The organism is Paenibacillus sp. EKM10P, from assembly GCF_011800655.1.
GTDB classification, from domain to species: Bacteria; Bacillota; Bacilli; order Paenibacillales; family Paenibacillaceae; genus Paenibacillus; species Paenibacillus polymyxa.
The window spans coordinates 1-363 of sequence record NZ_JAALET010000090.1 but is presented as its reverse complement, the minus strand read 5'-3'; the positions used below and the strand labels follow the sequence as shown (position 1 = coordinate 363).

Sequence of the window (363 nt, the reverse complement as noted above, 5' to 3'; positions counted from 1 at the left end):
ACTTTTGTGGCCGAGCCGGAAATCAGCTTTAACTATCTCGGCCAATTCGATCAGGATTTGAAGCAGAATGCATTCCGCATGTCTCCTTATTCCGTCGGAGCTTCCATGAGTGACACGTTGACCAAGCGGTACGCTCTGGATATCAATGGCATGATCACGGACGGTGCCCTGGAACTGACGATCAGCTACAGCAACAAAATGTTCATGAAAAAATCGATTAAAAAACTGGCTGATCTGCTGCAGGAGAGCTTGCGTGAGGTGTTGGCTCACTGTGTGGCCAAAGAGCTGCCGGAGCTGACCCCAAGCGACTTGTCCTTCCAAGGACTGACGGCTGTAGAACTGGATCATATTGTAGAGCAGACG

The 363-nt window shown here is 50.1% G+C and carries 1 protein-coding gene; it reads left to right on the top strand.

What is annotated here, in order from left to right:
- The coding region (locus tag HFE01_RS26540; RefSeq protein WP_243208321.1) for a condensation domain-containing protein at positions 1 to 363 on the top strand (363 nt) is incomplete at both ends.